Below are 11,515 nucleotides of genomic sequence, written 5' to 3' on the forward strand. Positions count from 1 at the left end.
CCTGCAACGAGCAGCTCTAGCGCTGCAAGAAATGCGGCATCGCATCGACACCCTAGAGCGATCGCGAACCGAACCGATCGCCATCGTCGGTATGGGCTGTCGCTTTCCCGGTGGAGCAAACGATCCCGCCTCGTTTTGGCAACTGCTGCGTCACGGTCGAAATGCTGTGGGGGAGATTCCCGAGTGCCGTCGGAAAAGGTTGGCAAGAACAGATTCGGGTGATCCCCAACGCGGGGGATTTTTGGAACGAATCGACGAATTCGATGCTGAGTTTTTTGGCATCAGTCCCAGAGAAGCGGCGACGATGGACCCCCAACAGCGCCTGCTCTTGGAAGTTAGTTGGGAAGCCTTAGAACATGCGGGAATTTCCCCCTCCCGACTGATGGGGAGCGATACGGGAGTCTTTATCGGGATTAGTTTAAACGAATTTTTGCAGTCCTCGCTATTTGGCGATCGCTCGCCCATCGATATTTATACGGCCACGGGAAATGCCCTGAGCGTTGCCGCCGGACGCATTGCATACTCACTGGGATTGCAAGGTCCGGCTTTGGCGGTCGATACGGCTTGTTCTTCGTCTCTAGTTGCCGTTCATCTCGCCTGTCAGAGTCTGCGCTTGGGAGAATGTCGCCAAGCTATAGCGGGGGGAATCTATTTGATGCTCGCTCCCCAAACCACTCTGGCGATGGCGAAATTGAATGCCCTGTCGGCAGATGGGTACTGTAAAACCTTCGATGCCACCGCCGATGGTTACGGTCGCGGCGAAGGCTGCGGGACGATCGTTCTCAAGCGGTTGAGCGATGCTCGCGCCCACGGCGATCGCATTTTGGCGGTGATTCGCTCGTCGGCGGTCAACCACGACGGTCGCAGTAGTGGTTTGACGGTTCCCAACGGATCGGCGCAACAAGCGGTGATTCGCTCGGCCTTGCAAAACGCTCGGGTCAACCCCCAAGATATTCGGTACGTTGAAGCCCACGGGACGGGAACGCCGTTGGGCGATCCCATTGAGGTTCGGTCTTTGGCTGCGGTTCTTCGAGGCGAGGGTTCAGACGGGACCCGAACGCCTTTAGCGATTGGCTCGGTGAAAACCAATATCGGTCATTTGGAAGCTGCTGCGGGTATTGCCGGACTGATGAAGGTGGTTTTGGCGATGCAGCACGGGGAAATTCCCCCTCACTTACACCTACAACAGCTCAACGATCGCATCGATTTGGCCCGAGGGGCGATTTCCATTCCCACTCAGCTAACGCCCTGGTCGAGCGATAGGCCTCGTCTGGCGGGTATCAGCGCTTTCGGTTTTAGCGGGACGAACGCCCACGCGATTCTCGAATCCGCACCGGATATCCCCGCAACGGCAGCAAAACCTCGCGATCGACAAATTTTGTGCCTCTCAGCGAAAACCGAATCGGCTCTCGAGCGCCGGGTTGAAGCGTTGGCGGATGACTTGCAGCAGCGATCGGATTTAGAATTAGCGGATATTTGTGCGACGGCGAATGCGGGACGCTCTCACTTTACCCATCGGCTCGCTTTCCTGCCCTCCACCAAAGCCCAACTGCAACAGATGCTACAGGCTCGACAAGCGGTCGCGCCCTTACCGCAAAACTGGGGCGCTGCATCGATGCCTGAATCGGACTCAGCGCAGCGGCTCGAAATTGCGTTCTATTTTCCGCCCGCCACATCTCAACCCCCCAGCGCCGGAGCCTCGCTCTACGAAAGCGCACCTCAATTTCGAGCGGCGATCGATGCTTGCGTCGATTGTCTCGAAGGTGGCGATCGAGAATTGTTATTACCGATGTTGCAAGGAAAGGTGGCTCCCGTCCCATCTTCGCCCCCAGAGAAAAACTTACCCCAAAACTTACCCCAAAATTGGCAGCAATCGATCGCTGCGATCCGTCAAGTTGCCCTCACCCAACTCTGGAGAGCCTGGGGAATCGAACCCACGGTAATTGTTGGAGATGGCATCGGCGAGCGGGTTGCAGCTTGGGCTTCGGGTTCCTTGAGTTTGTCCGACCTCTTGAGACAGACGATGGCGCAAACCGATTCCGCCCCTCAAGATTCGCCAGAACGGATTGGTGCTGCGGCGATGGCGACAATTCGAGAAGCGGGTTGCAATGTGGCGATCGCGATCGGGTCGATGTCCGCGCCGATTGAAACCTCCGGTAACCTCCTCTGGTTATCTTCTCTAGATTCCGAACGAGACGATTGGCAGGTACTCTTGGGTAGCTTGAGTCAAGTTTACGTACTCGGAGCCGATATTCTCTGGCAAGCGGTTGAGGAAGGACAACGGCGAGTTCCGATCGCCTTACCGACTTACCCCTTCGAGCGACAAACCTACGGGTTAGACGAAATTGCCACTCAACCATCGTCTTCCCATTCCCTACTCGGAAAACGTTTGGCATCTCCCCTGAATGCGATTCAGTTTGAAGCCGACTGGCATCTCGATCGTCTTCCCCTAGTTCGCGATCATCGCTTGCAAGGTCAACCGATTGCCAATTTGGTGGTGTATTTGGAAATGCTGCAAGCCGGAGCGATCGCGACGTGGGGCCGTCCGATCCGCGCGTGGAACTCGTTGCTCGTTCCCCACCCGCTCGCCTTTGACTCGGTGTCCGTTCGTCGGGTGCAGGCTATCTTAACCTCCGAAGGTGAAAATTCCGAGGGAACGGCATTTCAAATTTTTAGTTACCAGTCCCAAGATGGAGAGTCCGCACGCTGGCTGCCTCACATTACCGGACAACTTCAACTCGTTTCTTCCCTTCCCTTTTCTCGGAACTCGGGTATCGCCATCGAGGAAGTACAACGTCAATGTCGCGAGTGTTGGAATGCCTCAACGTTCTACCAACAGGTGCGATCGCTCGGTGCGGATCTCGGAGCGAGCTGTCAAGTTTTAGAAACGGTTTGGCGGCGAGACGGCGAAGCGTTGGGCAAGTTGGCTCGATCGAAATTAACGCTCGCTTCGGAGTACAACTTACCGATTCAGGAACTCGATGCGTGTTTTTCGCTGTTCGCGGCTTGTCTGCCGCCAGCTTGTCCGGATGCCTACATTATTCTCAGTTTGCAGCAGTTGGAAATCGACGATTCGCAGCGGGAAAATGTGCCGTTGTGGGTTCATGCAAAAGTTCGCATACCCATTACGGATTGGTCTGACAGCCAGCAAACGGCAACCCTGGAAGCGGACTTGATGCTCTTGGACGATCGAGGAGAATGCGTGATGCGGGCAACTCGATTGCAGTTGCGGCGTTGGCATCCCACTTCATCTCAATCTGGTTCGATTCCCCCTTGCTCTTCTCAACTCGATCGACGAGATCGGCTTGAAACCGTCGTGCTAGATTTATCGCGGTTGTCGGAAATTTCCCCATCCGAGCAACTCGAACTTGCCGAGCACTACTTAATGGCAACGCTTGCCAAGTTGTTACGATTACCAGCGGAAAAACTCCAAAGACAGCAGTTTTTGGCAGAACTGGTGGATTCTTTAATTGCCTTCGAACTCCGCAGTCAAATCGAAACTGATTGGCAAGTTCGTTTGTCGATCGAGCAGTTTTTAGGTCGCTCGACCATTTCTCAATTAGCAAACTGCCTTTTAGAAGAACGGGAGATCGCGTCGTTAATGACATCCGAACGCCCTATATCCCCCTCCCTCGAACAGTCTGATGAAACAGAACGTTTGATTTTATAGCTTTTTTTAGAGCTGGGTAACACTGGCTCGATTCTTGTTTTACTCTCAAGCTATTCTGATTTCCGATTATTTCGATTGCCCTAAAAAATGACACCTAATAGTCTCTGGTTTCCCCATCTTACGCCTAACGATTCCGATCGTCTTCGTTTGTTTTGCTTTCCTTATGCAGGTGGTGGAACTTTAGCATTTCGGAGTTGGCTCGATTATTTTCCATCGGCAATTCGCATTTATCCCGTCGAACTTCCAGGGCGATGTTTTCGGCTACAAGAACCGGCGATCGCGCAACTTCAGCCTCTCGTTCGCGAAATTGCACGAGCGCTCTATCCTTATTTGGATAAACCCTTTGCATTTTTCGGACATAGTATGGGTGCGTTAATTGGTTTTGAGTTAACGCGCCTGCTGCGAAAACAGCATCAAATCTCTCCTATTCGACTGTGCGTATCTGGGCGATGCGCCCCGCAAATCCCACCGTTCGAGTCACCCATTTATCACTTACCAAGCTCGGAGTTTTTAACAGCATTACGTCGCTTAAATGGGACACCATCTGAGTTTTTTGAAAATCTTGAGCTGATGGAACTCGCATTACCCATTTTAAGAGCTGATTTTGCCGTGGTTGAAACCTATTCTTACCTTCGAGAAGAGCCACTTTCCTGTCCGATTTCTGTTTTTGGCGGACTTCAAGACCCGAAAACAACGGTTAATTTCTTGAAGGCTTGGCAAGCTCAAAGCACGCAAGATATTTCATTACACCTATTCTCGGGGGATCATTTTTTTATTCACTCCGATCGCAATGAGTTTTTAAAATTGCTCGTGCGAGATTTGCAGCAATCTATTTTTGAAAGTTCAATTCAAAATAAAAACATACGGCAACTAAAATTAACTTAAGAACGTTTCGTGAAGTCGCTATACAATGCCAGTTTATTTTGGCTTTTTTTGTATTGCTATTTATTTTCTAATTCTTTTTTGTATTGCAAAAAGCGATTAAAAACTTGACCAATTTAATACAAATAAAGTACACTTAATTTTAAGTTTAAAAAGCATAAAATTGCCTTGCAGTCGGAACAAAAAATCAGTAAAAAAATCGACAGAAAAGCTTGGTCTTGATATTTGAGATCGCACAAAATTCTTAAAAACGATAAATAGGAGATTTGTAACTTGGAACCGATAATTGGAGATGAAAATGCCAACGTACTTGTGGGAACCGAACTTGCCGATACAGTTATCGGATTGTTAGGAGATGATACCCTTTTGGGAAATTTGGACGACGATGTTTTGGCAGGAAATGCCGGATTGGATGTCCTATTTGGAGAAAATGGTAACGATTTAATGCTCGGTGGTCAAAATGACGATAGTCTAAATGGTGGGCAAGGAAACGATACTATTTCTGGAAATCTCGGCTCGGATCTCGTCTTGGGAAATGAGGGCGACGATCTGATTTTTGGCGGACAAAACGACGATACTCTTGCCGGAAATGCCGGATCTGACGTTCTTTTTGGAGACCTCGGGAACGATCTCATCTTAGGCGGTCGAGATGGCGACGATATCCGTGGCGGACAAAATAACGATACCCTTGCCGGAAATTTAGGTTCGGACACGATTGAAGGAAATGAAGGAGACGATCTGATTTTTGGCGGACAAGAGCGCGACATTTTAATCGGTGGCGAAGGAAACGACACTCTAATTGGCGACCGTGGTGTTAACGTGTTGAAAGGCGACGGAGGTGCAGATGTTTTCATCATGCGAACGGACGTTGCCCTCGGCGATCCCGACCGTCTTGCCACCAGTGCTCAGTTTCGCACCGATGTGATTGTCGATTTCGACGGTACCACCGACAAAATCGGACTCACAGATGGGTTAACCGAGAACAATTTAATACTCCAATCAACTCAACTTCCTACCCAACTGGTTGCGCCGCTATTCGAAAGTGGCGATCGACTCAGCGATGTCGTCCTCGATCCCAATAACGATGGTTTAGTCGAATCCACGTTCGTACAGATTATCGATGGTCCTGTATTGGCGGTGGCGCTCAATACAACATCAACGGATATCGGCGGCAATTTTATCGGTGTTTAAATGCCGCGATCGAGTTGTGCGAACTTTTCGTATGCAGACGCATTAAGGGCGTGGATATCTGACGAACCTATAAGCTGAAAAGAGGAAGGTTTTTGCCGTTTCGCGCGCGCGACTCCCTACCGCTATAAAATTTCGTTTCGGAAAAATGCGTCAAACACCTCGATGGCTTCAAGGGATCGAACAACCCAAAGTTTGCCCAACTTTATTTGGCACAGACTGTCAACTTAGTTGGAGACGCGATCGCGTGGTTGGGATTAGCGTTGTTGGCATTTGAGTTGGCAGGAGAAAAAGCCGGAGCGATCGTCTCGGGGGCACTGACTTTATGAGTCATTGCTTTTAGGGTTGTTGTTTTTGTGGTTGGTGGCTGGAGCCGACCAAACACTCGTCAATTTACCCACGCAAACATTAATTGCCGATCGCGTTTCTGTTGAAGTTCAAGGACGAGTTGACGACTCGCATTTTGCTTGGAGTCATTTGTGGTGGGCATTTTCGTATCTACTGGCTGGATGAATGGGTAGCGGGTTACCGACCCATCATTTTTTCTACGGCGGATTAATCTGTGCCGTACTGCTCATTCTTATCCATTTTGTTGTCTGTTTCGTTCCTAAAAATCCACCAGAACTTACTTTCGATCGCGGACTGTGGCACGAACACGAACACGCGCACGATGAAAATCGCTAGCACCACCATTTAATTCATGGGGAGATCGCTCGCTCTTACAGTCATCTTCACTTTCATCCCGAAATGCAGCAAGGATGTAGCCACTAGAAGAGCTATGCACGTTGATTCAGGTATCGGTGAAGGGGAGCTGGGGAAAGACCCTCGGTCAGATTACACAATTATCCGGCGTTGTCCTAAACATGCTGGGGTCGGTGAAGCGGTAAAAATGGGATACAAGTATTGAAATAGAGAGTCAATATTAATAGTGAATAGACGATCGACTCAAAAAAAGAGCGAGAATCGCGATCGACTCTCACGACTTATCTGTAAGCCTTTCTATTTAAAGCTTATAGAGATTTCCTCGATCGATCGAAAATAGACAGAGAAGAGTTTTTCGCTCAATATTGAGCCTAATGATTAAACTTTAATCAAGAAGTACTCTCAATTAGTTTTTAATTTGGTATATACTATTTGACACTAAATCTATTAGGAATGGGGTGAGTGAGAAATTCAAGCATGAGAGAATTATCGCTGAGGGGCTTGCGAATAGCAGGTTTGAGCCTATCGAGCGCAATTATCGTTGAGCCTGTGCTGGCTCAAGTCACCCAGATCGGTCAAGTGAGGCTCGAAACTGTTGAAGACAGAATCGAAATTATTCTAGAAACGACAGACGATCGGCAACCTGAGTTTTTGACTTCCCGCAGCGGCACCACCTCGATTATCGATGCGATCGATACCCAACTCGCTCCAGGGGCGAGCTTCGAGCAAATCGCTCCAGCGCCCGGTATTGAATCGGTGACCGTCCAACCGCAAGATGGCAACGTTCGGATTACCGTGGTCGGTAGTACGACCTCGCCGGTCGTCAATATTGTCGAGCGTGCAGATGGGGTTATTGTTTTGGACGTTCGCGTACCCGCGCTCGACATTGTCGTGATTGGGGAACAAGTGGACGGCAGCGACTATTTCGTACCGGAGGCGAATGCGGGAACTCGAACCGACACCCGCTTACTCGACGTTCCTCAGTCCGTCCAAGTCATCCCGCAGCAGCTTCTAGAAGACCAGCAGGCGACCGGACTCGATGAAGCGCTTCGCAACACCAGTGGTGTTGTTGCCGACACTGCCGAAGGAAGCGGTTTTCGCTTTTCCATCCGAGGATTCGAGCGAGCCAATATATTACGAGATGGGTTTAATTTATCTGCATCCGATAGCTCCCTTCGGGGCGGCTTATCCGTGCTGGCAGAAACCGCAAATCTCGAACGGATTGAAGTTCTCAGAGGTCCCGCATCGATTCTCTACGGCGATCTCAACCCAGGAGGAGTGATTAACCTGGTGACGGAGAAGCCTGTCGCAGAGCCATTTTACGAAACCCAATTTCAGGTAGGAAGCCGAGGCTTCATTAGTCCTCAGATCGATCTGTCGGGTCCGATAACCTCTGACGAGCGCTTGCTCTTTCGACTCAATGCACTGTACCGAAGCGAGGATAGTTTTCGAGATTTCGATGAAAGCTTCGAGCGTTTCTTTGTTGCCCCCGTCATCGCCTGGGATATCGGCGATCGAACCGATGTGACCGTCGAGCTAGAATATTTAAACGACCAGCGCCCTTACGATACGGGAACGCTCGCATTTGGAGACGGTCTTGTGGATATCCCGCGCGATCGAATTGCCAACGAGCCTGGAGATTCGAGAGAGCAAGATACCCTTATTGCTGGATATACCTTCAACCATCAATTCAGCGAACGCTGGCAGATTCGTAATGCCTTTCGATACGGTCGTCAATCTGCTGAAGGTCGAGTGGCAAATCCCTTTGCATTTGATGAAACCACTGGCATTCTCACCCGTCTGGATGCTTCAGTCGATAACTTCAGAGAAAGTGTTGCCCTGCAAACAAACATCGTTGGCGATTTCGACACCGGCTCGATTTCTCACGAACTACTGTTTGGTGCGGATTTTAGCAATAACAGCACCAGTCGAGTGACAGAAGGGAACTTCAACGCACCCCTGCCGATAAATATTTTCGATCCGGTTTACGAAGCGTTTCCACGAGATGAATCTCAGTTTGTCTCCGTACTCGATGAATTTGTCAGGACGAATCGATTGGGTATTTACCTACAAGATCGCGTTTCGTTTACAGATGAGTTAACGTTGCTCGCAGGTCTGCGTTACGACACGGTCGAACAAACCCTGACGACGGGGGATACATTTCGAGGTCCGATTGCCAGAATTCCAGGCGATCGACAATCACAGGACAACGACGCTTTGACTCCCCGCGTCGGTCTAGTTTATCAGCCCATTCCGGAGCTTTCATTTTACACGAGCTATTCGCGATCGTTTACTCCCAACACCAGTACGACAGAAGAAGGGGACTTTCTCGAACCGGAAGAAGGAGATGGATTTGAAGTTGGCGTGAAGACCGAATTATCAGACGGTAGACTGTTCGCCAATCTAGCGTATTTCAACATTACAAGACAAAATGTTGCCGCCCCCGACCCAAACGCAACCAGTGTTTTTAATGCTTTTATTGGCACTGGGGAGCAAAACAGTCAAGGTTTTGAGTTCGACCTTGGAGGCGAACTCTTACCGGGGTGGAGTCTGGTTGCATCTTATTCCCATATCGACGCTGAAGTGACTGAAGATACGGTCATTCCCATTGGAAATCACCTGATTGGTATTCCCAGAAATAGTGCGAGTCTCTGGACGAAGTATACGATTCCCAGTGGAGATTTAGCGGGTTTGGGATTTGGCGTTGGGATTAACTATGTTGGAGAGCGAGAAGGCGACCTCAACAATAGTTTTCAGTTAGATGACTATTTTCTGACTAACGCGGCGATTTCTTACGAACGAGAAGACTGGACGTTTGCGGTCAATTTTAAAAATATCTTTGATGTCGAGTACATTCAAGGAAGTCCCATTAATCGGTTGAGAAATATTGAAGTCGGAGACCCATTTACTGTCTTATTTTCTGTTTCGATCGAATTGTGATTTTTCTGAAGAATTAAAGTGGTCTCTACAAAATGGTATCTACGCAAAGCTTCAAAAAGTTTCAGCTAGTCGGTAGCTTATATATATCGCAGTTCGTGCCATTTTGGTTTCTTTATCAAGCGCTGCCCATCTTACTTCGACAAAAAGGTGCTTCCTTAGAAGCGATCGGTTTTTTACCTCTTCTGTTGTTGCCGGTTTCTCTAAAATTTCTTTGGGCACCCCTCATTGACTTTTATGGTTTTACTCGTTGGGGGCACTATCGATTTTGGATTATTTGCTTTCAGTTATGGGTTGTGGGTACAACTATCTTCTGTAGCGTCCTCAGTGTTGAGACAAATTTGCCACTTCTCTTAATGGGACTAGTATTTATTGCCATTGGAAGTAGCAGTCAAGATATTGCCACCGATGCCCTCGCATTGGGCTTATTTAAGCCTGAAGAACGGGGAGTTGGAAATGCAATTCAGGGTATCGGAGGTGCTGTCGGACGGGCGATTGGGGGTGGCGGAATGCTAATTTTACTCAATCGTTGGGGATGGACGACCAGTTTGCTCATCTTAGCGATAATTATGCTGGTTGCTTTAGTTCCTCTATTGTTTCACCGGGAAAAGATACCGTCAAACTCGCGTAAAGTCTCCCCAAAGATTACCAGTCTCAATCCAAAACGGACAATCGAATATTTCAAAATTTTTATCGATATCTGTCAGCGTCCCGGTATGAAAATTTGGCTGGTGGTCTTGGCTTTGGCAACTTCAGGCTACAATCTCTCAGCAACAATGTTTCGTCCGTTACTTGTCGATATCGGTTTATCTTTGGAGGAAATCGGTTGGCTGATTGGAATTTTCGGGATGATGATGACTATACTCGGATCGCTGGCAGCTAGCTGGACGATCGCCTGCCTTGGACGAAAAAAATCGTTTTTAATTGCGATAAGTTTGACAGCGATCGGGACGTTAGCAAATTTATTGCTAACCTTTGAATTCACACAACCAATTGTCCTCTATTTAATTGTTAGTATTACGCTTTTTTCGATTGGCATGACAGGAACGACAACTTTTACTATTATGATGGATAAAAGTCGCCAAGAAATGGGAGGAACTGACTATACACTACAAACATCGGTGATTCCAATTTTTAGTATTTTATCAGCAGTCTTGAGCGGCTTAATTGCTGAAAAATTTGGCTATCAGAGCTTGTTTTTGTTGAGTTCTATAATTATATTAATCGGTTTTTTTTTAGTTTCAAAATATTTTCATATTGTAGAATTCGATTGAGAGGATAAAGAGGCAGTATTATCTCTTCCTCAAATGAAAACTGACAGGCAATATTAAAATAGTTAAATAGTCGATCGGAAAAAATGTATCGTTATGGTCAAAATTAATGAAGAAGATTATCCAATTGTTTCAGTTAAATTTGAAAATACGGCGACTATAGAAGAAACCCAGCAATATCTCGATCGATTTAGCAACTGGCTATCGCGAGACCATCTGTTTGGTTTAATTTTACATCAGCCTCAAGCAACGCCAGATAATCCTGAAGAAATCGAGCGAGCTAAAAAATCTCATCAATTAGTAGTAACTTGGGCAAAACCAAATAAACCGAAAATTGCTCGGTACTGTGTCGGTATAGCTGTAGTTGTCGATCTTTCTCAAATGTCCAAACATAAACAGAAAATAGCTCCAAAAGCACTCAAGGTTTTATTCGGCTGTTCTGGACAAATTTTTGGCGATCGAGCAAATGCCGAACAATGGATTCATAGGACTTTGAACAAGTCGATGGAAGAGGAGTAGCTTACATGAAGTGAAAATAAGGACACTCTCGCTCAAAGAGCCTTACGAACCCAGTTTCGGAATTGGGCATTCAAAATACTCCCCCTTCCGAATTTAATTATCCACCCACAACCTAGCCCTTCGCAGGAGCGATCGCAGAACCGTTTCCCGATTGGTGGTAATGTCTGCATTCACATCCATCCCGGCTTTGAGGGGATACTCCACATTTTCTCGTACCAAATAAGCCCGTTCCGGTTCGATGGTGACTTCGTAATAGGGCGCAACACCCACACCGTTATTTGGGGCAATGGTATCTGGGGCGATGGCTTGTACGGTTCCAGGCAACAGACCGTAATCGGTGTAAGGG

9 protein-coding genes are annotated in these 11,515 nt (G+C 48.1%); 8 read left to right on the forward strand and 1 reads right to left on the reverse strand.

Translation table 11 applies throughout. The annotated features are described in order from the left end of the window. The 8 genes from IQ235_RS07805 to IQ235_RS07840 all read left to right on the forward strand — a co-directional run. Nucleotides 1-3,670, forward strand: a 3,670-nt coding sequence (locus tag IQ235_RS07805) for a type I polyketide synthase (protein WP_264320919.1), incomplete at its 5' end; no start/stop codon positions are given. An 87-nt stretch (nucleotides 3,671-3,757) separates the two neighbouring features. Further along, nucleotides 3,758-4,555, forward strand: coding sequence for a thioesterase II family protein (locus IQ235_RS07810; RefSeq protein WP_264320920.1), 798 nt, complete (start codon nucleotides 3,758-3,760; stop codon nucleotides 4,553-4,555). A 270-nt stretch (nucleotides 4,556-4,825) separates the two neighbouring features. Continuing rightward, complete coding sequence (locus tag IQ235_RS07815) at nucleotides 4,826-5,743, forward strand: calcium-binding protein (protein ID WP_264320921.1); 918 nt, start codon at nucleotides 4,826-4,828, stop codon at nucleotides 5,741-5,743. Nucleotides 5,744-6,103: 360 nt separating this feature from the next. Next, nucleotides 6,104-6,253, forward strand: coding sequence for a hypothetical protein (locus IQ235_RS07820; protein ID WP_264320922.1), 150 nt, complete (start codon nucleotides 6,104-6,106; stop codon nucleotides 6,251-6,253). Further along, nucleotides 6,254-6,424: a hypothetical protein gene (locus tag IQ235_RS07825; RefSeq protein WP_264320923.1), complete on the forward strand. Its 171-nt coding sequence runs from the start codon at nucleotides 6,254-6,256 to the stop codon at nucleotides 6,422-6,424. Nucleotides 6,425-6,919: 495 nt separating this feature from the next. Then, a complete protein-coding gene (locus tag IQ235_RS07830) occupies nucleotides 6,920-9,382 on the forward strand; it encodes a TonB-dependent siderophore receptor (RefSeq protein WP_264320924.1) in 2,463 nt (820 codons plus the stop codon). Nucleotides 9,383-9,414: 32 nt separating this feature from the next. Continuing rightward, the gene (locus IQ235_RS07835) at nucleotides 9,415-10,653 is read left to right on the forward strand and encodes an MFS transporter (protein WP_264320925.1); all 1,239 of its coding nucleotides are present in this window, start codon (nucleotides 9,415-9,417) and stop codon (nucleotides 10,651-10,653) included. A gap of 93 nt (nucleotides 10,654-10,746) precedes the next feature. Further along, nucleotides 10,747-11,169: a DUF3114 domain-containing protein gene (locus IQ235_RS07840; protein ID WP_264320926.1), complete on the forward strand. Its 423-nt coding sequence runs from the start codon at nucleotides 10,747-10,749 to the stop codon at nucleotides 11,167-11,169. A gap of 93 nt (nucleotides 11,170-11,262) precedes the next feature. Here IQ235_RS07840 and IQ235_RS07845 read toward each other — a convergent pair. Next, a partial coding sequence (locus IQ235_RS07845) for a beta-barrel domain-containing protein (protein ID WP_502652667.1) occupies nucleotides 11,263-11,515 on the reverse strand: 253 nt, incomplete at its 5' end.

The sequence above is a fragment of the Zarconia navalis LEGE 11467 genome, assembly GCF_015207075.1.
In the GTDB taxonomy this organism is placed as follows: Bacteria; Cyanobacteriota; Cyanobacteriia; order Cyanobacteriales; family Geitlerinemataceae; genus Zarconia; species Zarconia navalis.

What these genes read in the sequence shown, in the direction of transcription:
- IQ235_RS07810 (WP_264320920.1), top strand. Translation starts at nt 3,758, where the DNA reads ATGACACCTAATAGTCTCTGGTTTCCCCATCTTACGCCTAACGATTCC.
- IQ235_RS07835 (WP_264320925.1), top strand. Translation starts at nt 9,415, where the DNA reads ATGGTATCTACGCAAAGCTTCAAAAAGTTTCAGCTAGTCGGTAGCTTA.
- IQ235_RS07825 (WP_264320923.1), top strand. Translation starts at nt 6,254, where the DNA reads ATGGGTAGCGGGTTACCGACCCATCATTTTTTCTACGGCGGATTAATC.
- IQ235_RS07840 (WP_264320926.1), top strand. Translation starts at nt 10,747, where the DNA reads ATGGTCAAAATTAATGAAGAAGATTATCCAATTGTTTCAGTTAAATTT.
- IQ235_RS07830 (WP_264320924.1), top strand. Translation starts at nt 6,920, where the DNA reads ATGAGAGAATTATCGCTGAGGGGCTTGCGAATAGCAGGTTTGAGCCTA.